The 23,335-nt window shown below is 59.7% G+C and carries 21 protein-coding genes and 1 tRNA gene; 19 read left to right on the forward strand and 3 right to left on the reverse strand.

All coding sequences use genetic code 11. The features are described 5' to 3' along the window. Positions 1 to 317 precede the first annotated feature (317 nt). Positions 318 to 716, forward strand: coding sequence for a hypothetical protein (locus WDB88_RS05330; protein ID WP_339109166.1), 399 nt, complete (start codon positions 318 to 320; stop codon positions 714 to 716). A gap of 372 nt (positions 717 to 1,088) precedes the next feature. Here WDB88_RS05330 and WDB88_RS05335 read toward each other — a convergent pair whose 3' ends face one another. Continuing rightward, positions 1,089 to 1,439 carry a hypothetical protein gene (locus WDB88_RS05335; protein WP_339109167.1) on the reverse strand — a complete coding sequence of 117 codons (351 nt, stop codon included), beginning with the start codon at positions 1,437 to 1,439 and terminating at the stop codon, positions 1,089 to 1,091. Between the two features lie 2,146 nt (positions 1,440 to 3,585). On the opposite strand from WDB88_RS05335, the gene WDB88_RS05340 reads away from it, so the two are divergent. Both WDB88_RS05340 and WDB88_RS05345 read left to right on the forward strand, forming a co-directional pair. After that, positions 3,586 to 8,478 (forward strand): type ISP restriction/modification enzyme, encoded by a 4,893-nt coding sequence (locus tag WDB88_RS05340; protein ID WP_339109168.1) that lies wholly within the window; start codon positions 3,586 to 3,588, stop codon positions 8,476 to 8,478. Positions 8,479 to 8,584: 106 nt separating this feature from the next. Beyond that, positions 8,585 to 9,424: a hypothetical protein gene (locus WDB88_RS05345; protein ID WP_339109169.1), complete on the forward strand. Its 840-nt coding sequence runs from the start codon at positions 8,585 to 8,587 to the stop codon at positions 9,422 to 9,424. Here WDB88_RS05345 and WDB88_RS05350 read toward each other — a convergent pair. Continuing rightward, positions 9,419 to 11,155 (reverse strand): integrase, encoded by a 1,737-nt coding sequence (locus tag WDB88_RS05350; protein ID WP_339109170.1) that lies wholly within the window; start codon positions 11,153 to 11,155, stop codon positions 9,419 to 9,421. The two genes, WDB88_RS05345 and WDB88_RS05350, sit on opposite strands and share 6 nt — an antisense overlap. 90 nt (positions 11,156 to 11,245) lie before the next feature. After that, positions 11,246 to 11,320: transfer RNA gene (locus WDB88_RS05355), tRNA-Thr, on the reverse strand. 134 nt (positions 11,321 to 11,454) lie between these two features. Here WDB88_RS05355 and WDB88_RS05360 point away from each other — a divergent pair. The 16 genes from WDB88_RS05360 to yacG all read left to right on the forward strand — a co-directional run bounded on the left by WDB88_RS05360 (position 11,455) and on the right by yacG (position 23,289). Beyond that, complete coding sequence (locus WDB88_RS05360) at positions 11,455 to 11,661, forward strand: hypothetical protein (protein WP_339109171.1); 207 nt, start codon at positions 11,455 to 11,457, stop codon at positions 11,659 to 11,661. Next, entirely contained in the window at positions 11,661 to 12,929 is a 1,269-nt protein-coding gene (gene murA / locus WDB88_RS05365) for a UDP-N-acetylglucosamine 1-carboxyvinyltransferase (protein ID WP_339109172.1), read from the forward strand. Before WDB88_RS05360 ends, murA begins: the two co-directional genes overlap by 1 nt. A gap of 114 nt (positions 12,930 to 13,043) precedes the next feature. Continuing rightward, complete coding sequence (locus WDB88_RS05370) at positions 13,044 to 13,529, forward strand: DUF2948 family protein (RefSeq protein WP_339109173.1); 486 nt, start codon at positions 13,044 to 13,046, stop codon at positions 13,527 to 13,529. A gap of 267 nt (positions 13,530 to 13,796) precedes the next feature. Continuing rightward, positions 13,797 to 14,615, forward strand: a complete 819-nt coding sequence (locus WDB88_RS05375; protein WP_339109174.1) for an ArsR family transcriptional regulator — start codon at positions 13,797 to 13,799, stop codon at positions 14,613 to 14,615. Between the two features lies 1 nt (position 14,616). Then, positions 14,617 to 15,615: an ArsJ-associated glyceraldehyde-3-phosphate dehydrogenase gene (locus tag WDB88_RS05380; protein WP_339109175.1), complete on the forward strand. Its 999-nt coding sequence runs from the start codon at positions 14,617 to 14,619 to the stop codon at positions 15,613 to 15,615. Next, entirely contained in the window at positions 15,612 to 16,862 is a 1,251-nt protein-coding gene (gene arsJ / locus WDB88_RS05385; RefSeq protein ID WP_339109176.1) for an organoarsenical effux MFS transporter ArsJ, read from the forward strand. Before WDB88_RS05380 ends, arsJ begins: the two co-directional genes overlap by 4 nt. Positions 16,863 to 16,918: 56 nt before the next feature. After that, positions 16,919 to 18,220 carry a histidinol dehydrogenase gene (hisD, locus tag WDB88_RS05390; RefSeq protein ID WP_339109177.1) on the forward strand — a complete coding sequence of 434 codons (1,302 nt, stop codon included), beginning with the start codon at positions 16,919 to 16,921 and terminating at the stop codon, positions 18,218 to 18,220. Between the two features lie 111 nt (positions 18,221 to 18,331). Then, the gene (locus WDB88_RS05395) at positions 18,332 to 18,811 is read left to right on the forward strand and encodes a UPF0262 family protein (RefSeq protein WP_339109178.1); all 480 of its coding nucleotides are present in this window, start codon (positions 18,332 to 18,334) and stop codon (positions 18,809 to 18,811) included. Further along, on the forward strand, positions 18,811 to 19,269 hold the full coding sequence (locus WDB88_RS05400) for a low molecular weight phosphatase family protein (RefSeq protein ID WP_339109179.1): 459 nt from the start codon (positions 18,811 to 18,813) through the stop codon (positions 19,267 to 19,269). The genes WDB88_RS05395 and WDB88_RS05400 overlap by 1 nt, the downstream gene beginning before the upstream one ends. Positions 19,270 to 19,290: 21 nt before the next feature. Continuing rightward, the gene (locus WDB88_RS05405; RefSeq protein WP_339109180.1) at positions 19,291 to 19,698 is read left to right on the forward strand and encodes a ketosteroid isomerase-related protein; all 408 of its coding nucleotides are present in this window, start codon (positions 19,291 to 19,293) and stop codon (positions 19,696 to 19,698) included. Further along, complete coding sequence (locus tag WDB88_RS05410; RefSeq protein WP_339109181.1) at positions 19,698 to 20,279, forward strand: GNAT family N-acetyltransferase; 582 nt, start codon at positions 19,698 to 19,700, stop codon at positions 20,277 to 20,279. Before WDB88_RS05405 ends, WDB88_RS05410 begins: the two co-directional genes overlap by 1 nt. Beyond that, the gene (locus WDB88_RS05415) at positions 20,276 to 21,187 is read left to right on the forward strand and encodes a carbon-nitrogen hydrolase family protein (protein ID WP_339109182.1); all 912 of its coding nucleotides are present in this window, start codon (positions 20,276 to 20,278) and stop codon (positions 21,185 to 21,187) included. Before WDB88_RS05410 ends, WDB88_RS05415 begins: the two co-directional genes overlap by 4 nt. 87 nt (positions 21,188 to 21,274) lie before the next feature. Beyond that, positions 21,275 to 21,493, forward strand: a complete 219-nt coding sequence (gene infA / locus WDB88_RS05420) for a translation initiation factor IF-1 (RefSeq protein ID WP_036636451.1) — start codon at positions 21,275 to 21,277, stop codon at positions 21,491 to 21,493. Between the two features lie 4 nt (positions 21,494 to 21,497). Further along, positions 21,498 to 22,073 carry a Maf family protein gene (locus WDB88_RS05425; protein WP_339109183.1) on the forward strand — a complete coding sequence of 192 codons (576 nt, stop codon included), beginning with the start codon at positions 21,498 to 21,500 and terminating at the stop codon, positions 22,071 to 22,073. Next, positions 22,070 to 23,113, forward strand: coding sequence for a ribonuclease E/G (locus WDB88_RS05430; protein ID WP_339109184.1), 1,044 nt, complete (start codon positions 22,070 to 22,072; stop codon positions 23,111 to 23,113). The genes WDB88_RS05425 and WDB88_RS05430 overlap by 4 nt, the downstream gene beginning before the upstream one ends. Continuing rightward, the gene (yacG, locus tag WDB88_RS05435; RefSeq protein ID WP_339109185.1) at positions 23,110 to 23,289 is read left to right on the forward strand and encodes a DNA gyrase inhibitor YacG; all 180 of its coding nucleotides are present in this window, start codon (positions 23,110 to 23,112) and stop codon (positions 23,287 to 23,289) included. The genes WDB88_RS05430 and yacG overlap by 4 nt, the downstream gene beginning before the upstream one ends. Positions 23,290 to 23,335 lie beyond the last annotated feature (46 nt).

The following is a 23,335-nucleotide window of genomic DNA, read 5'->3' on the forward strand; positions in this document are numbered from 1 at the left end:
TATCGCTCCTAACTCACCCGTCCTTCATCCCACCACAGCAGCCGGTCCAGCCTGTCCCGCGAGTGGTCTCGTCGCCCGCCTCGGGTAAGCCAACCAATCGTCAGCCTAGGCTCAAGTCTGTCCGTATCGATGAGATTGTGAAGACGAAGACGTGGGAGGGAACTAAGAGTAAGAAGCGGCGGGACCGATTGGGTAAGCGAGAAAAGTTCGCAGCTGCCGTCTGGGCCGCTGCGAGCGCGAATGGATACTCCTTCAGCCTCAATCTAGGCGCGCGTCGTGAGACAATGCTGTATGGTCATGCACGTCCTCATAGGCAGATGATGAACAATCTCAGGCGGTGCCTGAATGCACATGGCCTTGGCGATCTTCCGTATGCGGTGGTGTTGGAGGTCTCTGACACAGAGCGGCTGCATCTGCATGGTGTTATAGACACATCGGACTTAGATGCTGCGTCTCGTGCCGCCTTGGGTGACGCCCTGATCTCGGCGGGTTCAGAGGCCGTTGGGGCGATCGGCGGAAAGAGGCAGCTTGATCTGCAGGACATTTCTAGTGCTGATGGTTGGGCAGATTACTGTCTCAAGACTGCTTCCAAAACGGCACGCCTGCTCGAAGTAGATAAAGACGATCTGATAATGATCAACAATCCGATGAAAAGGGTCGCACGCCGGTTCTTTGAGGGGCTACAGCGCGAGCGCGGCGTAGGTCGGGTTTTCTGAAGGCACAGATTGACGATTCACAAGGGAATGGGATTGTGGTATATACATACCATCCGGTGAGAGGGATTGTTTTGGATCGGCGCGTGTTCACAGTGGACTGACGCTGATCCAATGACAGTATGAGGGATGGCCTAGCTCTACACATAGCCCATGGTTACTTAGGAAATCCATAGATAGCGGCATGTTTCAACGATCGTGCTCTCCTGCGGGTTGCCCCGTGGGATGTCAGATCGAATTGATGGAATGAAGAAGGGGCCTCGCGGCCCCTCGTCTTATTCTTCGCCCAGCTTTTTCTTGAGCCGCTTCTCTTGATGGTTCATCCAGAACACACCTATAATGGCGAATGCTCCGGCGGCGCCGAATACGATCCAATCACTTAGCATTCTCTTCCTCCTTCGCTTGTGTCACTTTCTTCTCCTTCCTCAATCTAGTGAGGTTGTCTTGAGAAATCCAGTGAAAAGCCACCATAAAGGCTAACCCCGTAATAATCTGGAGCCACCCAGGCTTGCCAAAACCATCACCCACATATCGCAACACCATAAAGCCAAAACATGCGAGACCCAAGTTATTCACAGTGTTGCTGAAAATCTTTACCTGCTCGTTAAAGGCCGCAATTCTGTCCTCGTCCGAGATCGTGTGGATATGAGGCTCTTTGGGCCTTTTGGGCTTCTCTGGCACCGATGGCCCACCGTGCTTTATGACGACCTTTTTCTCGATAATCAAAGGCCGTTTCCGTGAATACCTTCCCACCAATAACTCCTATTTCTTCGGCTTGCTCATGACAGAACCCATTGTGATCAAAAACTTGTCGAGGGGCAGGTAGCGTTGAAGGGCGCCACCACGGCTCTCGTAATTCAGCACCGGAGCATTATTGAAATCGCCCAAGGTTGCAAGATAGAGATCGCCTTAGAAGTGCTGCGTGTAGACTTCGGCTTGCCCATAGGGGGGGCTCAAGGGCGCGCTGGGTGGCCTCTGGCAGGCGTTGGGATGGTCTCCGGCCAAGGCAGGTGCGCCCAGCGCGAACGGGCTTCTATGGGCCGCTATTCCGAGCGTGGAGGGGGTGCTGGGCGGTGCCATCGGTAGAGGCAATCTGATAGAGAGTGCTGGTGGCTGTGGATGCTTTGGTCGGTTCGCTGCGGCGGTTAGTCGTCGATGTCGAGGTTAGCATCGCGACGGCTCTTCTGAGTGGAAGCCGGGATCCTGCTAAAGGTTACACCACTAAGCCCAACGCTTGCTCCGGCCCGTGCGGGCGAAGCTGTGAGGGTTTGCGGAATGACGAGCTTGGTCTTGCTCTTATGTGGCTGCTCAGAAAAGCTAGAGATGCAGACCGTGCTCACCCAGACAGGAAGCTCGTCCCGTGGGATGTCAGATCGAATTGATGGAATGAAGAAGGGGCCTCGCGGCCCCTTGTCTTAGTGTCTCTCGATGTATTTCGCGTATACGATGCCCGCGATGGCGGCAAACACGCCAAACCCATAAACGATCCAGTCAAGGTCAGTCATTGGCCTTCTCCTTCTTCGTGTCGTTAGTCTTCGCCGCTATTCTTAAAGATAGTGCGAATGGCGTTACGGAGCAATAGACGCCACAACCCAGCCAAGCAACGATCAGGGGCAGTTCTAACCTATCGTAGACCGAACCGTCGATTGTCTGATGATAGCGAGATTGCTGACATCCAAGGGCGTCGCGATTAGCTTTCGGCATTCGTCTTGCCGGAGATTTCGTCGGGAGTTCAGGCGGCATCGAAGTTTCAAGCACCTCAATCTTCACGCCTTCGATCTGTGTGCCTCAGAGCGCGCTGGGTGGCCCTTGGAAGGGGCTGACGGGGTGCCCCGCCAGGGGCAGCGCGCCGAGCGCAGATAGGCCTCTGTGGGCCGTTCCTTGGGGGTATGGAAAGGGGCGCTGGGCTGCTTTACGCATAGAGGCGATATGATAGGAGAGCGCTGGTGACCGTGGGTGCTTTGATCGGTTCGCGGCGGTTCTCTTGGACGTATCTGTGGTGGAGTGCTTCGGGGCCGGTGGTCTAGTTTTTCGGTGGTTCGGAGTGGTCTAGTTCACTGAAAAACTTAACATTTTGACGTTGACCGGCCCGAAAATGGAAAGATTGCGTCAGAGAATGTTAACTTTCCGGGCAAATATGTCGCGATTTCCGCTCGTAAAGTTAACATTAGTGGGCGAAAGTTACCATCAGGGCGGATCAGCTGGCGTCGAAGAGCCCTTGTTTTTATGGCGTTCTGGTGAGAATGTTTACGCTAAGTTGACAAAAGTCGCCACGAAATCGCGTTTTCTGAAAACAGCGGAGCCTTCCGGAAACGAAATCAGCCTCGCACGAAACGAAATGGCGACCAGATGCTAGGCGTAGGCATCCGTGCATTTATGGTCCTGATAGAGTGATTTCGGTGCTGAAAGGGCGCATTTCGTTTGTAGGGTCGCTTGCTGCTCGGCCTAATATGCGCTGGGCGGCAGTTTTCCTAGAGCTGTTCTAGGCAATCGAAATGCTGATGGATGGTGGCCTCAGACGCTTTGCGTCATTGATAGCCTTATGATGGTTGCAGAAGCGCAATCGTAAGGGCGGAAGCTATCTGGCGCGCGGTCGCTCTGTTCGCAGGCGGGTTCCACTCCGCTCCCTCCACCTCGCGCGGGCCGTAAAGTGCTGACGGTGGAGCGCAGCTCTCGGGGCGCACCGGGCAAGGCCAAGCGCGGAACCTGATATTGGATGGCACCGCCAGCGGTTGCAGCCTAGCCCAGAGGCCATGCTGTGGCAATCACCTCAGGCGCTCACGAAACGTCTTACCGCCTTGTTATCGTTGTCACCGTGCTGAATGTCCGATACCTCTATGCGTGACCATGATTTCGATAAGAGTCCCTTCTGATGTCTCCTCTTGATACCCTGCTGAACAGCTATCGCGAAGCCGCCGTAACCGAGCGAGAGAAGGGCACATATTTCGAACGCCTTGCCTGCGCATACCTGACTGCAGATCCAGTTCAGGCCGAGGAATATGAAGCCGTCTGGACTTGGGCAGACTGGGCCAAAGAGCGGGGCGAGAGCGGAAAGGACGTCGGTATTGACCTTGTGGCGAAGCTTCGGAATGAAGATGGCTACGCTGCGATCCAGTGCAAGTTCTACAGTGCGAGACACCGCATCCAGAAGGGTGATATCGACAGCTTCATCTCGGCCTCCGGTAAGGCCCCGTTCGTGCGTCGTGTCATCATGGATACGACCGAGGTGGACTGGGGCAGCAATGCTGAGGCGATGATCTCCGGGCAGTCCATTCCTGTTGTGCGGATCTCGCTGACCCATTTGCGTGAAAGCCAGATCGACTGGACCGCATTCGGGATCAAGGGAGAAGCTGTCCTCTCCGAGAAGAAGAAGCTTCGGGCGCACCAAGTCGAGGCTTTGGAGGCTGTCCGTTCGGGGCTATCGGAGGCTGATCGTGGCAAGCTGATCATGGCCTGCGGCACGGGTAAGACCTTCACGTCCCTCAAGATCGCAGAAGACCTCGTGGGCAAAGGCGGACGCGTTTTGTTCATGGTGCCGTCGCTTGCATTGATGTCCCAGACCGTGCGGGAATGGACCAATGATACGGAGACGTTGCTCCGGTCGTTCGCTGTCTGCTCTGATGGTCAGGTCGGGAAGCGTCGTGTGTCAAATGACGATACCGCCGAAATCGAGGCGCATGATCTCGCCTTTCCTGCAACGACCAACCCCGTGCGTTTGGTCGAGAAGGCAGGCGAGACCGATCCCGACCGGATGACGGTGGTCTTCTCGACCTATCAATCTATCGGTGTCCTGAGCGAAGCACAGAAGGTTGGGTTGCCTCCCTTCGACCTGATCATCTGTGACGAAGCCCACCGCACGACGGGCGCAACACTTGCTGGTGACGAAGAGTCCAACTTTGTGCGCATCCACGATGATGCTCATGTCGCGGGCCGTAAGCGCCTTTACATGACGGCGACCCCGCGCATCTTCGGGGATGCGGTCAAGACACGCGCCGATGAAGAGGCGGCTGTCCTGTCCTCTATGGATGACGAAAGCCTCTACGGTAAGACCCTTCTGCATAAGGGCTTCGGCTGGGCCGTCCAGAATGGTCTGCTGACCGACTACAAGGTGATCGTCCTTGCAATGGACGAGGGTCTGGTCAGCGCGAACGTCCAGAAGCGTCTGGCGGATGAAAACACCGAGCTGGACCTCGATGACGCGACGAAGATTATCGGCTGCTATAAGGCGCTGACCAAGCAGGATCTCCAGCAGGATATCACCTTCGATCCGCAGCCCATGAAACGGGCGCTGGCCTTCTGCAAAAGTATCGCGGCCTCCAAGCTGATCCGGGACGAGTTTGCCAATGTGGTGGCCGAATATACCGGCGATGACGCACTCATCGATGACGAAGCCCCTTCGGACCCGAACCGCCTCGATATCGAGATCGAGCATGTGGACGGCACGTTCAACGCCAAATCCCGTAACCAGCTCCTCGATTGGCTGAAGGCCGAGGCCGATGGCAATACCGCCCGCATCCTCACCAATGCCCGCTGCCTCTCTGAGGGCGTGGACGTGCCCGCTCTGGACGCGATCATGTTCCTGCACCCCCGCAAGTCCCTGATCGACGTGGTGCAGTCTGTGGGGCGCGTTATGCGCCGTGCAGAGGGCAAGCGGATGGGCTATGTGATCCTCCCTGTGGGCGTGCCTGCGGGTGTGGAGCCCGAGGTGGCGCTGAAGGATAACGAGCGCTACCGCGTCGTCTGGCAGATCCTCAACGCGCTCAGGGCGCATGACGAGCGCTTTGACGGCACCATCAACCAAGCATCCCTCGGTCAGGACGTATCCGACCGTATCCAGATCGTCGGTGTCACCAGAGAATCTGAGGAGCTGAAATCGATCACCCATGAGGTGACCGATCTGCCCACCCGCAAAGCCAAGGCCGAGGCAGGGCTGGGGCGCGGTGGCAATGAGGGCGATGCCGTCAAACCCGGACCGGCCCCCATCCAAGGCGAACTGTTCATCGACGAGTTCTCCCGCGCCATCATGGCCAAGATCGTCAAGAAATGCGGCACCCGTGACTATTGGGAGGATTGGGCCACCAATATCGCCGAGATCGCCCAGCGCCATATCTCGCGCATCACCGGCATCCTTGCCGAGCCGGACACGCCAGCACGCCAAGCCTTCGACAGCTTCCTTGCCGAGCTACGCGATGACTTGAACGACTCGATCAGCGAACAGGATGCAATCGAGATGCTGGCCCAGCACCTCATCACGCGCCCCGTCTTCAAGGCGCTCTTCGAAGGTCATGCCTTCACCGACCAGAACCCTGTCTCCCGCGCCATGCAGCAGGTGCTGAACATTCTGGACGAGAACCGGCTCGATAAGGAATCGAAAGACCTCGACAAGTTCTACGAGAGCGTCCGCAACCGTGCGCATGGCATCACCGATCCTCAGGCCAAGCAGCGCCTGATCGTTGAGCTATATGACAAGTTCTTCCGCAACGCCTTCCCGCGCACCACCGAGAAGCTGGGCATCGTCTATACGCCGGTCGAGATCGTCGATTTCATCCTGCATTCGGTCAACGAGATGCTGCAGGAGCATTTCGGCCAGACGCTCGGCTCGCGTGGCGTCCATATCATGGACCCGTTCACCGGCACGGGCACCTTCATCACTCGCCTGCTGCAATCGGGGCTGATCGCGCCTGAGGAGCTGGAACACAAGTTCCGGCACGAGATCCATGCCAACGAGATCGTCCTGCTGGCCTATTACATCGCCGCGATCAATATCGAGGCCGTCTATCAGGGGCTGGCGCAAAGCGACGACTATGTGCCCTTCGAGGGGATCTGTTTGACTGATACGTTCCAGATGTATGAGGGCGCGGATGAATTGGCGCTTTACATGCCCGACAACTCCGAGCGCCGGACCCGTCAGAAGGAGCTGGATATCCGCGTGATCGTGGGCAACCCGCCCTATTCGGTGGGTCAAGAAACAGCGAACGAAAACAATACTAACGTCGCATATGCCGGCCTTGATGGGCGAATACGCGAGACCTACGCCGCTCGCACGGAGCAAACATCGGTTCGCACGCTTTACGATAGCTACATCCGAGCCATCAGATGGGCCTCTGACCGCATCGGTGATGCGGGGGTCGTCGCGTTCGTGACGAACGCTGGCTGGGTCGACGGCAATGCGACCGATGGAATGCGTGCTTGTCTGGCTGAGGAGTTTACGGACCTCTACATCTTCCACCTTCGGGGCAATCAGCGGACCAGCGGCGAGCGATCGCGCAAAGAGGGCGGCAAGATCTTTGGCTCGGGCAGCCGTGCGCCCATCGCCATCAGCGTCTTCGTCAAAAAACCGAATGCGGCAGAACATGGCCGCATCTTCTTCCATGACATCGGCGACTACCTCGATCAGAAGCAGAAGCTATCGACCATACGCGGCTTTGGCTCTCTCGGAGGCATTGGCAATGTCGCAGGTTGGGATCGCATCGCTCCCGACGATCAGCACGACTGGGTCAACCAGCGTGACGTGAGTTTCGACGCTTTCATGAAGATTGGTGACAAGAAGCGGGACGCTGCGCCGCCACTGTTCGAGACCTACTCGCTTGGCGTCGCAACAGGGCGAGATGCTTGGAGCTTCAATGCCTCAAAAACCGAACTCATCGTCAACATGCAGCGAATGACGGAGGCCTATCACGCTGATCTCAATGAGGTTCTTAGCGGAGCAGTAACTAGCGAGGTTCATCTAAATTCGGACGCCAGAAAGATCAGCTGGTCACGCGCATTAAAAGCAGACGTCTTTAAGAGGAAGCCGCTGGAGCTCGCGAGCGCCTCGCCTACACTCGCAATGCATCGACCCTTTGATAAGAAATGGCTCTATTTCGGTCGCAGATATAACGAGATGGTCTACCAGATGCCGCGCATCTTCGGACGGCCAGATTGGATCAATCGAGCAATCGCGATTTCGGGTCCAGGTAGCATGACGGGGTTCACCGCGTTGATGATTGGGAGTGTCGCGGAGCTATGTGTCGCAACCATGAAGGGCGGCTCGCAATGCTTCCCCCTCTACCTCTACGACCAGCAGGACGAGGAGCCGGGCGGCCTCTTCGCAGGTCAGGCCTCCGGTCTCCAGCGCCGTGACGCGATCACCGATGCCGGGCTGGCGCATTTCCGCGCCGCCTATCCGGGGGAGGCGATCAGCAAGGAGGACATCTTCTACTACGTCTATGGCCTGTTGCATTCGCCTGACTATCGCGAGCGCTATGCCGATAACCTGACCAAGGAACTGCCCCGTATCCCTTGCGTGAAGACCTATGCCGATTTTCGGGCCTTCTCGGAGGCAGGGCGGCGCTTGGGTGATCTGCACGTCAATTACGAGACGGTCGATCCCTATCCGGTCACCTATAAGCAGGGCACGCCCGAACTCTGGAAGATCGACAATCCGAAAGCCTTCTACCGCGTCACCAAGATGAAGTTCGGCGGCAAGCGCCCGAAGACCGACAAGACGACCGTGGTCTATAATGCCAACATCACCATGACGGACATCCCGCTGGACGCCTATGACTACATCGTCAACGGCAAGCCCGCGCTGGAATGGGTGATGGAGCGCCAAGTCGTCAAGACCGACAAGGCCAGCGGCATCGTCAATGACGCCAATGATTACGCGAACGAGACGATGCACGATCCGGCCTATCCGCTCGACCTCTTCCGCCGCGTGATCACCGTTAGTCTGGAGACGATGAAGATCGTGAACGCACTGCCAAAGTTGGATTTGCCGAAGTGAACATGAATCGCGCGTGAGAGGCGCTGGGAGGGGGCTTAGATGGGTGTGAAGTCGAAAGTGGCCTCGATGGCAGCGGGGCGCACAGAAGTGCTCCTCTGAGCCTCCTGTGACGAATGCAGAGCTATATGCGAAGTCGCCCCCTTTGTTGACCGATCAGGAGCAGGCGCACTTCAAGTTCGGTGACCGCTCTATCGACAATTTCTTCCTCGGACTCTCCGATGTCTTGAAGGCCTGTTATCGTAACGGGCATGGTGCAGCAGATGTCTCGAAGGTGTTGAACGCCAGAGGGGCCCGAACAGCCTGCGGGGCGCAATGGACACCGCGTCTGGCATGGTTCCTTATGAAAACATGGCGCACGGTTCATCTGCGCGAGCAGAAGCGGGAGGCAGAGCGTCGTCAGGCCGAACGGTTCTCGAGCCAGGGCACTGCAAAGCACGATGCGCTGGGCCGTGCGATACAGCGTCAGGATGAGCTGACCTATAAAAAGGTGCTTCGAGGGTATTTCAAGAACCCGACCCTTGGCGAGATCTTTCCCGAACTTAGTGCTTTTCGAGACAAGCTGGCTGGGAAGGCCCCCGACGCGGCTCCTGAGGTTGGGGTGAAAGCCGAGCAGGTTACGAAAAAGAAGTCGGCTAAAAAGCCGAAGCGTTCCACACCCGTCGAGGAGGTGACGGCTGTCGGGCCGGAAGCCGCTTCTAAAGTGGTGCCCGATTTGCGCGTCTTCAGTGGTCCTTGGCGAGAGTTTTTCGGCGATCCGAGGGGACGTGGCTATTTGGTCGCATTGGTGCGTGAGCATCCGAGACTGCTAGAGCTAGATCCGACAAAGCCCACAGGGTTTCTGGGTTGTCTACGGTCACGCAAGGCGAAGCATCCGGCGAACCGATATTGGGAGCCAGCCGATGCAGATCAGGTTCGGCTGGCGATATTTCAAAACCTTCATCTATGAGACGTTTTTCGACGGCGAGCTAGAGTTGCGAGCAGCTAAGTCGTAATTCTCAAGTTTCGTTATGACACCCTTCTTGGCGAGCAGCGTAGAGTCGCCATAGCCGCCACTTGCACCGCTAGTTGCATGGCCATTAATCGCGTCTACGACATCCCGATTCAGGGACAAGTCGCGGCTGAGGGTTTTAAAGCGATGCCGCCACGCGTGATTAGGCTGCATGTTTTCAGGAATAAGCCCGAGGGATTTGAGCCATTTGGCAACCCTCCCCCCTGTCGCACGCGCACTTTTGAGGTATTTTTCGGGATCAGTCGCGTTGTGGAACAGCGGTCCTTCGTCACTTGATGCGAGGAAATTCAGAAAGCCAAGTTCGATCAGTTGTTGATGAAGCGGGATGTCACGATATCTTTTGTCTTTAACGGAGCCAGCCTCCGGTGTGATGCGCATAACCCAGCCATCGCCCTCTTGCCTAATGTCTTCTTTTCTTAGCTGGGTGATCTCGGTGATACGCGCACCGGTGAAGGCACAGAGCAACGGCGCCCAGCGCTTAGCTGCTGTAATATGGGCACTTTCGCGGTTAGCCGGGTTGTCTCTATACTCGGGGACGTAATTGACGCAGGTCTGCAGGATCGCTTCCGCTTCGAGGGTGGTGAAGCCTTGCTCACGAGTTTTGATTTTTTTCTTGGTCTCTTGTTTGACATCTTCGGAGGGGTTGTGCTCGAGGATGTCATTGACTTTGGCCCACTTGAAGACCGCACGAATTGCAGCAAGGTATTTGGCGGACACGGTTTTGGTGGACTTGCCCTCTTTGAGGAGGCTATCGCGCCATTTTAGGAGATCGGCCTTCGCGACCTTTCTGGCGTCATCGTGCCCAAGAAAATCGATCAAGTGGATGAAACAGGGCCGCCAAGCGCGTCCGCCGTCTACATGCGTGCCTACATGCTGTTTGGTTGCTATGTATTGCTCGAACAGTTCCATGAGCTTTACCGGGGCAGTTGGTGTGCTGCGCGGTGTTACCGGCTGAATGATGGTGTCGCGTGGGGTGTCGTTATAGATGCCCTGGTCCCGCTCCATAGTGCGATCTAGCGCATCAATTTCGGCTCGGATCATCTTCATAGCGAGGTCGCGCCATTCAGCGCTACCTGTCGCAAGATCTAGCCCGTTGCTGGCGATGAATGCATTCAAGGCTGGGGTGATAATCTTGGTCTCCGCCGCCTGCAAATCTCGCCGGAGGGCACTCAGCTTGCGAGTGCGTAATTGTTCATAGAAATAGCGTGCTCCTGCGGCCATTCTATAATCGGCGTCCTCGCTCAACACGCTCAGCCCATATTTCTCTACATCTGAATAGCCTTGCGCGACGCGTTCGTAAAAACGCTCTAGCTCGCGTTCTATGTCCGCTGGGCTGGGCATTTCTGCCCGCTTGGCGGTGTCTTCCGTCAGGACCGATTGGAAATGCTCCCAGATCGCGCGCTTGATGTCGTCCTCCGATAGAGCGCGCAGAGATGCGGGCTTGGCAGGGGGTGCCACTTGCTTAAGGGCTTCTTGAGCTAATTTAATCTGTCTCTTGAGGCGAGCGACAGCTTCGTCGTGCTCGTGCTTTGCTACACGAAGGTCTCCACCGAGAGGCTCTGTGAGTTCGGTCTTTCCGCCAAAAAGATGACGAATGTCTTCACGCAAAGTAATGCGCGCCCAGTAACGGCCATTCTTCTCTTTCCAGTAACGAAGTTTCGCTGCCATGTGACACTCGATTCTGACACCAATTCTGACACCAGAAATGGCACTTCGCCCAGCAAATCAAGGGTCTTCTTTGTTGTCAGTGGGTTAGTGTGGTGCTGCCGGAGAGATTTGAACTCTCGACCTCTCCCTTACCAAGGGAGTGCTCTACCCCTGAGCTACGGCAGCATCCTGTGTCGGTGGCGGTGCTTTTCAGTGCCGCCCTTCGACCGTGAGCGGGGATTTAGAGGAGGTCGCCGACGGGTGCAAGAGAAAAAATGACATCTCTCGACAGATTTTTCTCCTGACGCTACAGAAGGCGCATGGCACAGGATCCGAAGAACCCCAAGAACGGGTCGAAAGACCCCAAATCGGCGCGAGAAGATCGTTTGCGCGCGGCCTTGCGTGCGAATCTTTCCCGCCGTAAGGCGCAGGCACGCGGTCGTAAGGCCGAGCAGATAGAAACAGATAGGGATGGTGCAGCCTCTCACGGCACGCCGCCACACGAGCAGAACGAAAAGGACAGCTGATGGACCGCATTATCGTGCGCGGCAACGGGCCGCTTTCGGGGCAGATCCCAATCGCGGGCGCGAAAAACGCCTGTCTGGCGCTGATGCCGGCCACGCTTCTGTTGGAGGAACCGCTGACGCTGACCAATGCGCCGCGTCTGTCTGACATCCGCACCATGACCGATCTTCTGGCCAGCCTCGGGGCAGAGGTCACCCAGTTGCAGGAGGGCAAGGTGCTGGCCTCGGCCTGCCATGGCGAGATCAATCCGGTCGCCGATTATGACATCGTGCGCAAGATGCGGGCCTCGAACCTCGTGCTGGGGCCGCTTCTGGCGCGTCTGGGTCATGCGGTCGTCTCGCTGCCCGGTGGCTGTGCGATCGGCGCGCGCCCGATGGATATCCATATCGATGCGCTCACCGCTTTGGGCGCCGAGATCGAGCTGAAGGAAGGCTATCTGCATGCCAAGGTTGCCGGTGGCCGCCTGAAAGGCGCTGTGCACGAGATGCGCTTTGCCTCTGTGGGGGCCACCGAGAACTTCCTGATGGCGGCGGCGCTGGCCAAAGGCACCTCGGTGCTGAAGAATGCCGCGCGCGAACCCGAGATCGTCGATCTGGCGGATTGCCTGCGGGCGATGGGGGCGCAGATTTCGGGCGATGGCACGTCGACCATCGAAATTCAGGGTGTGGACCGTTTGCATGGCGCGACCCATCCCGTTGTGGCCGACCGGATCGAGCTGGGCACCTATATGCTGGCCCCTGCGATCTGTGGCGGCGAGGTTGAATGTCTGGGCGGCAAGATCGCGCTGGTCGAATCCTTCTGCGAGAAGCTCGATGCGGCGGGCATTCATGTCGAAGAGACCAGAGACGGGATCAAGGTCAAGCGTCGCGGGGATGTGGTGAATGCGGTGGATGTGGTCACCGAACCCTATCCGGGCTTCCCGACCGACCTGCAGGCGCAGATGATGGCACTTTTGTGTACCGCCGAGGGGACTTCGGTTCTGGAAGAGAAGATCTTCGAGAACCGCTTCATGCATGCACCCGAACTGGTGCGGATGGGCGCCAATATCGAGGTGCATGGCGGGCATGCCACCGTGCATGGCGTCAAGAAGCTGAAGGGGGCGCCGGTGATGGCGACCGACCTGCGGGCCTCGGTGTCGCTGATTTTGGCGGGTCTTGCCGCCGAGGGCGAGACCATCGTCAACCGTGTCTATCACCTTGACCGCGGCTATGAACGTCTGGTGCGCAAGCTGAAGGCCGTCGGTGCCGATATCGAGCGCGTGTCCGAATAGGCACCGATCCGGAAGGGGGATAGACCTTCTGGCCGGACTTTCTGGACAGACTTTCTGGACGGGCAGACCTGCCCGTCTATCTTTGCGGCAGCAGATCAATGGACGGAGGCGACTATGGCGGATGCAAGATTCGAGGACGGGGCGGAACGCGCCTTGGCTTTGCGGGCGGAGACGGCCGAAGACCTGCCGGTGATTTCCGCGCTGGTGCAGGATTGTGTCTTGCCGGTGACCGAGATCCGCTATGATCGCGCCCGTCGCCAACTGGCGCTGCTGGTCAATCGTTTCCGCTGGGAAGATCGTGCCGCCGCCGAAGCCGATGGGCGCGCCTATGAGCGGGTGCAATCGCTTCTGGTGGTGTCCGAAGTGCTGGCCGTGCGTTCGCAAGGGGTGGACCGGGCCGAGAAAGATCTGGTGCTCTCGATCCTAGATCTGGTCTGGACCCCTGCGGAGGATGGCGCGGGCGAGCTGGTGCTGACCTTGGCAGGGGATGGCGCGATTGCGGTTTCTGTCGAGGCATTGGCCGTGGATTTGCGCGATGTGACCAAGCCTTACAAGGCTGTCTCGGGCAAGGTGCCGCAGCACCGTGACGATGGCATGTAAGGGCTGTTCGGCAGTCGGGGATCTGCGGTCGGGGATCTGCGGGCGGGGAGCTTCGGGGGATGTCACGTTGGCTGTGCATCTGACGGGCGGCATCTGACTGCGTGAACGGCATTATATCGCGCTCGCGCTGGCCTTGACCATTGCGCGGCTCTTCTGGAGGACGATCAAAGATCCTTTCCCGCCACAGTAGGAGCGTCCGGGCCGTCTTCCTGCGTCGTTACAAAAGTTTCACTGGTTGCAGGTCCATATTTCGCATATCCACGAAATATGGAAAAAGAGATTGCAGAAATTCTCGCCGTTTTGGGCCATCCGCAGCGGCTTGCGGTGTTCCGTCTTCTGACGCGCCGCTATCCCGATCAGTTGCCCGCAGGCGAGATCGGGCAGATCCTCGGGTTGCGGCCCAGCACGCTTTCGGCCTATCTTGCCGCGCTGATGCAGACGGGGCTTTTGGCGAAAGAGCGGGTGGGGACGTCGCTTCTTTACCGCATCGAGATGGAGGTCGTGCAGACCACTTTCGGATTTCTGCTGGATGACTGCTGTCGCGGGCGGGTGTCGGACTGTCTGTCTTTGGCCCCCCGCAAGCCTGCGCGCCGGTATCGGGTGCTGTTTGTCTGCACCGGCAATTCCGCGCGCTCGATCTTTGCCGAAGCCCTGTTGCGCGAGCTGGGGGCAGACCGTTTCGAGGTGCATTCTGCGGGCACCCATCCCGGAAGTATGATCAACCCGCAGACGGTGACGCTGTTGCAGCAGCAATGCCATGATGTGGGCGGGCTGTTTTCCAAGGATCTCGGCTCCTTGGCCGATGAGCCGCCTTTCGATTTTGTGTTTACGGTCTGTGATCTGGCCGCCAACGAGGATTGCCCGGCCTTGCCCGGACGGCCTGTCAGCGGCCATTGGGGCGTGCCTGATCCGGTGGCGCGGGCCGCGCAGGCACGCAGCCCCGCCGAGGCGGCCTTGGCCTTCCGCGAGGCTTACGGAGCTTTGCGCCGCCGGATCGAGGCGTTTATCGCGCTGCCTCTCGAAAGTCTGGATCGCCTCGCCGTGCAGCGCGCCGTGGACGATATTGCCCGCAGGGAGGGACATTAGAATGGTACGCTATGCGCTGAATGGTCTGGGCCGGATGGGAAAGCTGGCGCTGCGCCCGCTTCTGGATGCGGGGGCCGAGATTGCATGGATCAATGACGCGATCGGCACGCCCGAGCTTCACGCCCACCTGCTGGAATTCGATAGCGTGCACGGGCGCTGGGATTCGCTGTTCGCGCATGATGCGACATCGGTCAGCATCGACGGGGTGCGCCTGCCTTTCGTGGGCACCCCTGCGCTGGCCGATCTGCCGCTGGAGGGTGTGGATGTCGTGATCGACTGCACCGGCAAATTCAAGACCGAGGCCGATCTGGCGTCCTATTTCGCAGCGGGAGTGAAGAAGGTGGTGGTTTCGGCGCCGGTGAAGGACGGGCCGACGGCGAATATCGTCTATGGCGTGAATAACGACAGCTATGACCCCGCCCGCCATCATATCGTGACGGCGGCCAGCTGCACGACCAACTGTCTGGCTCCGGTGGTGAAGGTGATCCATGAGGGGCTGGGCATCAAGCACGGCTCGATCACCACGCTGCATAATGTCACCAACACCCAGACCCTCGTGGACCGCCCCGCCAAGGACCTGCGGCGCGCGCGCTCGGCGCTGAATTCGCTGATCCCCACGACAACCGGCTCGGCAACGGCGATCACGCTGATCTACCCCGAGCTGAAGGGCCGTCTGAACGGTCATGCGGTGCGGGTGCCCCTGCTGAACGGGTCACTGACAGATTGCGTCTTCGAGGTCGAACGCGCAACCTCTGCCGAAGAGGTCAACGCCTTGTTCAAGGCGGCCTCGGAAGGGGTGTTGAAGGGCATTCTGGGCTATGAAACGCGGCCTCTGGTTTCGGCCGATTACGTCAATGATGTGCGTTCGTCGATCATTGATGCGCCCTCGACGATGGTCATCAATGACACGCAGTTAAAGATCTATGCGTGGTATGATAACGAATATGGCTATGCCCATCGTCTGGTGGATGTGGCTTTGATGGTCGGGCAGTCGCTGTGACCTCCGGCGGGCAGAAACCCGAGGGGCTTTCCGCCTATATCGCGGTCACGGCGGCCTATTGGGCGTTCATGCTCAGCGATGGCGCGCTGAGGATGCTGGTGCTGTTGCATTTCCACAGCCTCGGGTTCTCGCCTGTGCAGCTGGCCTATCTGTTCCTCCTCTATGAGGTGGCGGGCATGGTCACCAATCTTTGCGCGGGCTGGATTGCGGCACGCTTCGGGCTGGCTTCTACGCTTTACGCGGGGCTGGGGCTGCAGGTGGTGGCGCTTCTGGCGCTGGCGGGGCTGGACCCCGCATGGGGGGTGACAGCCTCGGTTCTCTATGTGATGGCGGTGCAGGGCGCCTCTGGCGTGGCCAAGGATCAGGCGAAGATGTCGTCGAAATCGGCGGTGAAGCTCTTGGCCCCTTCCGCACAGGGCGGGCTGTTTGCTTGGGTTGCGGTGCTGACGGGGTCGAAGAACGCGGTGAAGGGCTTTGGCTTTCTGCTGGGCGCGGGGCTTCTGGCGCTGGTGGGCTTTACGGGGTCGATCCTTGCCATGGCGCTTGTGCTGGCGGTGATCCTGATGGCCATCGTGATCGCCATGCCGAAGGGGCTGCCGCAGGGGCGCAAGGGGGCGAAATTCTCCGAGGTCTTCTCGAAGTCGGCCAATGTGAACCGGCTCTCGGCGGCGCGGGTGTTTCTGTTCGGTGCGCGGGATGTGTGGTTTGTGGTGGGCATCCCGATCTATTTCACCGCAATCCTGTCGGATGGCACCGAGGCGGGCGACCGTGCGGCCTTCTTCCTGATCGGCAGCTTCATGGCGGGCTGGATCATCCTTTACGGGCTGGTGCAGGGCTTTGCCCCAAAGATCCTGCGCGCCAAGACCCGTGCGCCAGAGGCGCTGGTGGCGGATGCGAAACTTTGGGCATGGGGGCTTTGTGTGATACCTGCGGGGCTGACCATTGCCGCGCTGGGCTTGGGCGGGCAGGGGCTGACCGTGGCGCTGGTGATCGGGCTGCTGGTCTTTGGCGCGGTCTTTGCGGTGAATTCCTCGCTGCATTCCTATCTGATCCTCGCCTTCACCAAATCCGAGCGCGTCACCATGGATGTGGGGTTTTACTATATGGCCAATGCGGGCGGGCGCCTTCTGGGGACGTTGGCCTCGGGACTTAGCTATCAGCTGGGAGGGCTGCCCCTCATGCTGGGGGTGGCCACGGTGATGGTGGCGCTGTCGGCGCTTATGGCGGGGCGCCTATCCGCGCAGTAGTGCTTGCCCATGCCTGCCTGCTGGACTATTTCCGTGGCGACCTCAAGGAGACTCCCATGCCGCATTTCCTGACCACGCTTGCTGCCGATTTCGAGACCCGTTTCACCGCGCTTTTGGGCATGAAGCGCGAGGATAGCCCCGATGTGGATGCGGCTGTGGGCCAGATCATCGCGGATGTGCGGGCGCGGGGCGATGTCGCCGTGCTGGAGCTGACTGCGAAATTCGACCGGCTGGAGCTGACGCCCGAGACCATGCGCTTCTCGGACGCCGAGATCGAGGCCGAGATCGCCCGCGTGCCGGTGCCTGAGCGTGAGGCGCTGGAACTGGCCGCCGAGCGTATCCGCATCTATCACGCCCGCCAGATGCCGCCCAATGCAATGTGGGAAGAGGAAAGCGGCGCGAAACTGGGCTGGCGCTTCACGCCTGTTTCGGCGGCCGGGCTTTATGTTCCGGGCGGTCTGGCGAGCTACCCGTCTTCGGTGTTGATGAATGCGATCCCTGCCAAAGTGGCGGGCGTCGAGCGTCTGGTGGTGGTCTGCCCCACGCCCGATGGCAAGGTGAACCCGCTTGTTCTGCTGGCCTGTAAGATTGCAGGTGTGGACGAGATCTACCGTATCGGCGGCGCGCAGGCGGTGGCGGCACTGGCCTATGGCACGGAGACCATCCGCCCCGTGGATAAGATCACCGGTCCGGGCAATGCCTTTGTGGCGGCGGCCAAACGTCGGGTCTTTGGCAAGGTGGGCATCGATATGATCGCCGGTCCCTCGGAGATCCTCGTGATTGCCGATGGGCAGAATGACCCCGACTGGATCGCTTTGGACCTGCTGTCTCAGGCCGAGCATGACGCTTCGGCGCAATCGATCCTGATCACCCCCGACGAGGGTTTCGCCAATAAGGTCGTCGAGGCCGTGGAAAAACGCCTTGAGACGCTGGAACGCCGCGAAATCGCGGGCGCAAGCTGGCGTGACTTTGGCGCGGTGATCCTCACCCGCGATCTGGCCGAGGCGGCAGAGCTGTCCAACCGCGTGGCGCCCGAGCACCTTGAGCTTTGCGTGGCCGAGCCCGAGGCTCTGGCGCAAGAGATCACCCATGCGGGCGCGATCTTCATGGGTGCCTGGACGCCCGAGGCGATTGGCGATTACATCGGCGGGCCGAACCATGTTCTGCCGACGGCACGTTCGGCACGCTTCTCTTCGGGGCTATCGGTGTTCGATTTTGTCAAACGCACCACGCTGTCGATGATGACGCCCGAGGCGCTGCGTCAGATCGGGCCGGGGGCCGAGGTGCTGGCGAAATCCGAAAGCCTTGAAGCGCATGGTCTTTCGGTCCGCGCGCGTCTGGATGCGCTGAATAAATAACCCGATCGTCGCAATCGCGCCTGCCTCTGTCGCGGGACGCGGTTGCGCGTGGCCATTACTCGGTCTAGCCTTTCCTAAAGCCGCGTCGCCGGCCACAGGGAGAGAAGAGTAATGGCCCATATTGCCAAGTTGGAAGTCGATGATTCCGGTCTGCCCGCGCCGAGCGCGGAGATCGAGCAGGAACGTCGTGTGGCCATTTTCGACCTTCTGGAAGACAATAGCTTCACCCTGCCGGGGAAAGGCGATCTGGCCGCGCCGGAAGGGCCGTTCAACCTGCTGCTGTCGGTGCGCGACGGGCGGCTGGTCTTTGATACCCGCAGCGAGAGCGATGATCCGCTGGCCGAGTTCCACCTGTCTTTCGGCCCCTTCCGGCAGGTGATCAAGGATTACTTCCAGATCTGCGAAAGCTATTTCGAGGCTGTGAAAACCATGCCGCCCAGCCAGATCGAGGCGATCGATATGGCGCGGCGCGGCATCCATAACGAGGGTGCGCGGATCCTTGAGGAACGTCTGGAAGGCAAGGCCGAGCTGGATCTTGATACCGCCCGGCGGCTGTTCACCCTTGTTTGTGTCCTATCGCCGGTGAAATAATGTCAGGCTTGCCGCAATCGGTGCTGTTTTGTTGTGACTACAATGCCACGCGCTCTCCGATGGCCGAGGGGATGATGAAGCGCTTCTATGGCCCTGGCGTGTATGTGCAATCGGCAGGCGTCAAATCGGAACTGGATATCGACGGGTTCACGATTGCCGTCATGCATGAGGTGGGTGTGGATCTGGAACGCCACCGCGTGCGCAGCTTCGAGGATATGCAGGAATGGGGCGATGATATCTCGACCTTCGATCTGATCGTCGCCTTGTCGCCCGCCAGCCAGCGTCAGGCGCTGGAGCTGACCCGCTTCTATCATCTGGATATCGAATATTGGCCGATCATGGACCCCACGGGCATCGGCGAGGGGCGCGAGGCCAAGCTGGCCGCCTATCGCCAGACCCGCGACCAGATCCGCGACCGGATGGTGTCGCGCTTCGGGCCACCCACCCATAATGAATAACAAAACCAGCAGGATGGAACCATGTCACGCCTTGAGGCTCTTGAGACCCTGAAAACCTATTACGATGCTTTCAACGCCGGAGATACCGCAGCGATGGAGGCGCTTCTGGCGGATGATTTCGAACATCATGTGAATGAGGGCAATATCCGCCGTGGGGCCGAGGCCTTCCGCGAATTCAATGCCCATATGACGCAGTGCTACCGCGAGACGCTGACTGATCTCTGCGTGATGGCCAATGAGGCGGGCACGCGGGCTGCGGCGGAATTTATCGTCAACGGCACCTATCTGAAGACGGATGAAGGCCTGCCCGACGCCAAGGGGCAAAACTACCGCCTGCCTGCGGGCACCTTCTTTGACCTCAAGGATGGCAAGATCGCGCGGGTGACCACCTATTACAACCTCTCGGACTGGATCAAGCAGGTCTCCTGATGGAGGTGCGTGTGCTTACGGGGGCGGCGCTGGATGCCGCCTTGGACGATGTGGCAGAGCTGCGCATCCGCGTGTTCCGCGACTGGCCCTATATCTATGACGGCTCGCTGGAGTACGAGCGGCGCTATCTGGAACGCTACCGCTCGTCGAAGGACGCGGTCGTGGTTGGCGCTTTTGACGGCGCGCGGCTTGTGGGGGCGGCCACCGGCACGCCGCTGGAAGACCATGCCGCAGATTTCGCGGCCCCCTTTGGCCGCACCGGTCTGGCGCTGGGGAATGTGTTCTATTGTGCGGAATCGGTTCTTCTGCCGGACTATCGCGGGCAGGGTTTGGGCCATGCCTTCTTTGAGGCCCGTGAAACACATGCACGGGCGCTCGGGCGCAGCCACAGCGTCTTCTGCGCGGTAATCCGCGAGGGTCACCATCCTTTGAAGCCCGCGGCCTATCGCCCGCTGGATCAGTTCTGGCATAAACGGGGCTATCAGCCGCTGGAGGGGGTGATCGCCGGTTTCCGCTGGATGGATCTGGGCGAGACGGCTGAAACGGTGAAACATCTGCAATTCTGGGGGCGTGCCCTATGACACTCCATATCGCTACCGCTGCCTATCCGCTGGACTGGCATGACAGTTGGGACGCCTATGAGGCCAAAGTGACGCAATGGGTCGAAGAGGCCGTGGCCGAGGGCGCCCAGCTTCTGGTCTTTCCCGAATATGGCGCGATGGAGCTGGCGTCACTGGGCGGGACCGAGGCTGCGCGCGACTTGGAGGCCGCACTGCAGGTTGTGGCGCGTTATCGCCCTGAAATGGAGACGCTGTTTATCGATCTGGCCTTCCGGCATCGCGTGCATATCCTTGTGCCCTCGGGGCCGGTAATCGAAAACCATACAGGGGCCGATATCCGCACCAACCGCGCGACCCTTGTGGGGCCTGCCGGTCTGATCGGCCATCAGGACAAGGCGGTGATGACGCGCTTTGAACGCGAGGATTGGCAGATTGGCGCGGGCGAGGGGCTGCAGGTCTTTGACACCGCCCTCGGGCGCATCGGCATCACCATCTGCTATGACAGCGAATTCCCCCTGCTGGCGCGGGCGCTGTGCGAGAAGGGCGCCGAGATCCTTCTTGTGCCGTCCTGCACCGATACGGTGGCGGGCTACTCGCGGGTGCGGATCGGGGCGCAGGCGCGGGCGCTGGAAAACCAATGTGTCACAGTGCAATCGCCCACCGTGGGAGATGTCGATTGGTGTCCTGCGGTCGATACGAACCGCGGGGCTGCGGGGGTCTTCGGCCCGCCCGATACCGGCTGGCCGGAAACGGGGGTGCTGGCCGAAGGCGGGCTTGATTCTCCGGGCTGGGTCCATGCGCAGGTCGATCTGGATCAGGTACGGCAATCGCGCCATGATGGCGGGGTTTTGCTGTTTCAGCACTGGCCCGAAAGCGCCGATCAGGCCGAAACGGTCGCGATTGTGCGTGAAACTGCCCCCCAGCCTTGACATTAAGCTTGAATTTTAAAGCGGGCGGGCGCATTTAAGCGCCACGATGGCGCGTTTCAAGCGCCTTTACGCAATTATGGAGTGACCATGGCCAAGGAAGAAATGCTCGAATTCCCCGGCGTCGTGAAGGAACTCCTGCCAAATGCGACGTTTCGGGTCGAGCTTGAGAACGGCCATGAAATCATCGCACATATGGCAGGGAAGATGCGCAAAAACCGCATCCGCGTTCTCGCCGGCGACAAAGTTCAAGTCGAAATGAACACCTACGACCTTTCGAAAGGTCGCATCAACTACCGCTTCAAGTAAGCCCATGAAACTGATCCTAGGCTCCGCGAGCCCGAGGCGACGCGAGCTACTGGACCAGCTAGGTCTGGTGCCCGACGCCGTGCGGGCACCCGATATCGACGAGACCCCCCGCAAGAATGAACGCCCCCGCGATTATGTCGCGCGGATGGCCCGCGAGAAGGCAATGGCGCTGGATCTTGCGGCCGATGAGGTCATTCTTTGTGCCGATACCACCGTCACCTGTGGCCGCCGCATCTTGGGCAAACCCGAAGATGCCGCCGAGGCCGCCGAATTTCTTTTTATGCTGTCGGGCCGTCGTCACCATGTGCTGACGGCTGTGGCCGTGCGTGGGGCCTTTGGCATCCGTGAACGTCTGGTCGATACGGTGGTGAAATTCCGCCCGCTGTCGAATGAGGATGTGAACGCCTATCTTGTCTCGGGCGAATGGCAGGGCAAGGCGGGTGGCTATGCCATCCAAGGCTTGGGCGGGGCGTTTGTCCCGTGGATCCAAGGGTCTTACACCGGCGTCGTGGGGCTTCCCCTCGCCGAGACCGCAACCCTACTGACATCGGCGGGCGTGACCGCCAAGGAGGCCGTATGAAGGGGCGTACTATCGTTCTGGGCAGCTACAAAGAACGCGAGGCCGCCGCTTTGATGGTGGATGGTCAACTGGAAGATTTCCTGATTGATGCCTCCGAAGTGCAGCCGCTTGCGCCGGGTGCGATCCTGCGCGGCAAGGTGGGCCGCCAGATGAAGGGGCAGGGCGGGGTTTTCGTGGACCTGCCCGAAGGCCAGCGCGGCTTCCTGCGCGAGGTCAAGGGCCTTGCGCCGGGTCAGACTGTGATCTGCATGGTCACTGGCGGCACCGAGGCGGGCAAGGCCGTTCCTGTCTCGCTGCGGGTGCTGTTCAAATCGCGCTATTGCATCGTGACGCCCGGTGCGCCCGGCATCAATATCTCGCGCCGTATCCGCGACGAGGACACCCGCGATGGTCTGAAGTCGCTGGCGGATGTGGTGATGGACGGCTCGGATATGGGGTTGATCCTGCGCTCTGCCGCGCCGCTGGCCGAGGAGGGCGAGCTGGCCGAGGATATCAACGCCATGCGCGAGCTGGCCGAGGCGGTGATGGCGGACCTCTCGGGCGAGCCGGAGCTGCTGGTCGATGTGCCGGACCCGCATGAGGAAGCATGGCGCGACTGGGCCGAGCCGGAACCCGAAGAGGTGATCGAGGGCTCCTTCGAGGAGCACGGGGTGCTCGAGCAGCTCGACGCGCTCCTGCGCGCGCGGGTCGAGTTGCCGGGTGGCGCGCATATGATGATCGAGCCGACGCGCGCGCTGATCGCCGTGGATGTGAATACCGGCAATGACACCTCGCCTGCGGCCAGCCTGAAGGCCAATATCGCGGCCGCGCGCGAGCTGCCGCGTCAGCTGCGTCTGCGGGGCTTGGGGGGGCAGATCGTTGTCGATTTCGCGCCGATGCCCAAACGTGACCGCCAGCCGCTGGAGCAGCAGATGAAGACTGCCTTCAAGGGCGAGGCCGAGGCGTCGCTTGCGGGCTGGACGCCCTTGGGCAATTACGAGCTGCAACGCAAACGCGATCGCGTCTCGCTGGAGGCGCTGGTCGGGAAGGGGGCAGCATGAGCTGCCCCGTCTGCGGCAAGAAAGCCGATGCCAAATACCGGCCGTTCTGTTCCAGACGCTGCGCCGATGTGGATCTGGCGAAGTGGCTTAACGGGTCCTATGTGATTCCGGGCGATATTGCCGAGGAAGAAGAGCGCGCACCGGAGGAATGGGCCCCCGATCAGAAACCCCACTGATCTGAAAATACTGGAGAATTCGGAATTTTGAGGGGGGCTGGAAGGA

Origin of the sequence: Thioclava sp. GXIMD4216 (assembly GCF_037949285.1) — a bacterium.
Lineage (GTDB): Bacteria > Pseudomonadota > Alphaproteobacteria > Rhodobacterales > Rhodobacteraceae > Thioclava > Thioclava litoralis.

Excerpts from the sequence above, each read along its gene's own strand:
- WDB88_RS05410 (WP_339109181.1), top strand. The coding sequence starts at position 19,698 with ATGGAGGTGCGTGTGCTTACGGGGGCGGCGCTGGATGCCGCCTTGGAC.
- WDB88_RS05350 (WP_339109170.1), bottom strand. The coding sequence starts at position 11,155 with ATGGCAGCGAAACTTCGTTACTGGAAAGAGAAGAATGGCCGTTACTGG.
- WDB88_RS05430 (WP_339109184.1), top strand. The coding sequence starts at position 22,070 with ATGAAGGGGCGTACTATCGTTCTGGGCAGCTACAAAGAACGCGAGGCC.
- WDB88_RS05330 (WP_339109166.1), top strand. The coding sequence starts at position 318 with ATGATGAACAATCTCAGGCGGTGCCTGAATGCACATGGCCTTGGCGAT.
- yacG (WP_339109185.1), top strand. The coding sequence starts at position 23,110 with ATGAGCTGCCCCGTCTGCGGCAAGAAAGCCGATGCCAAATACCGGCCG.
- WDB88_RS05375 (WP_339109174.1), top strand. The coding sequence starts at position 13,797 with ATGGAAAAAGAGATTGCAGAAATTCTCGCCGTTTTGGGCCATCCGCAG.
- murA (WP_339109172.1), top strand. The coding sequence starts at position 11,661 with ATGGACCGCATTATCGTGCGCGGCAACGGGCCGCTTTCGGGGCAGATC.
- WDB88_RS05405 (WP_339109180.1), top strand. The coding sequence starts at position 19,291 with ATGTCACGCCTTGAGGCTCTTGAGACCCTGAAAACCTATTACGATGCT.
- WDB88_RS05360 (WP_339109171.1), top strand. The coding sequence starts at position 11,455 with ATGGCACAGGATCCGAAGAACCCCAAGAACGGGTCGAAAGACCCCAAA.
- WDB88_RS05340 (WP_339109168.1), top strand. The coding sequence starts at position 3,586 with ATGTCTCCTCTTGATACCCTGCTGAACAGCTATCGCGAAGCCGCCGTA.
- WDB88_RS05415 (WP_339109182.1), top strand. The coding sequence starts at position 20,276 with ATGACACTCCATATCGCTACCGCTGCCTATCCGCTGGACTGGCATGAC.
- WDB88_RS05425 (WP_339109183.1), top strand. The coding sequence starts at position 21,498 with ATGAAACTGATCCTAGGCTCCGCGAGCCCGAGGCGACGCGAGCTACTG.
- hisD (WP_339109177.1), top strand. The coding sequence starts at position 16,919 with ATGCCGCATTTCCTGACCACGCTTGCTGCCGATTTCGAGACCCGTTTC.
- WDB88_RS05400 (WP_339109179.1), top strand. The coding sequence starts at position 18,811 with ATGTCAGGCTTGCCGCAATCGGTGCTGTTTTGTTGTGACTACAATGCC.
- WDB88_RS05395 (WP_339109178.1), top strand. The coding sequence starts at position 18,332 with ATGGCCCATATTGCCAAGTTGGAAGTCGATGATTCCGGTCTGCCCGCG.
- WDB88_RS05380 (WP_339109175.1), top strand. The coding sequence starts at position 14,617 with ATGGTACGCTATGCGCTGAATGGTCTGGGCCGGATGGGAAAGCTGGCG.
- WDB88_RS05370 (WP_339109173.1), top strand. The coding sequence starts at position 13,044 with ATGGCGGATGCAAGATTCGAGGACGGGGCGGAACGCGCCTTGGCTTTG.
- infA (WP_036636451.1), top strand. The coding sequence starts at position 21,275 with ATGGCCAAGGAAGAAATGCTCGAATTCCCCGGCGTCGTGAAGGAACTC.